Source organism: Rhizobium ecuadorense (assembly GCF_001187535.1).
GTDB lineage: Bacteria > Pseudomonadota > Alphaproteobacteria > Rhizobiales > Rhizobiaceae > Rhizobium > Rhizobium ecuadorense.
Genome location: NZ_LFIO01001007.1, coordinates 1 through 421, shown reverse-complemented (window position 1 = coordinate 421; position 421 = coordinate 1). Strand labels below are relative to the sequence as shown.

The window sequence follows — 421 nt, the reverse complement described above, 5'->3', positions numbered from 1 at the left end:
CGGGCGCTTTGTCGCCGCGACTCACCAGATCGGCTGGCTGGTGGCCTTTTCCGATGACGTCAGCCATCGCGGTACGACGTAGCGCATGGAATGCAGCGGGCAGCATTCCCGAACAGTTCCGCATATCAGCCGATGCCTGGCTCGTGGGGATCTATCCGTTTCTGGGGGACGTCATTGCCATGTCGGATCCACTTGGGTTCTACCGCATCCACAATAACAACTGGTATCGCTCGACCGAGGATGCGACCACACTAAGGAGGCGGATGACGCACTGGCAGCAAACCGTTGAAGCAACGAACCTATTTCTCTCAACTCATAAGCTGCCGGCAAGACTACATCTGACGGATCACTATCCCTATCGCGTCGCGTCGGCAAAGCTGCAGGGAGCCGATGCACGCACCCGGTTCAAGCTTGCGGTCGA

Annotated in this window: 1 pseudogene; it reads left to right on the top strand. The window is 58.2% G+C overall.

The window, feature by feature from the left end:
- Positions 1 to 421 (top strand): annotated as a pseudogene (locus tag AF337_RS18490) (glycosyl transferase); the annotation flags it as partial.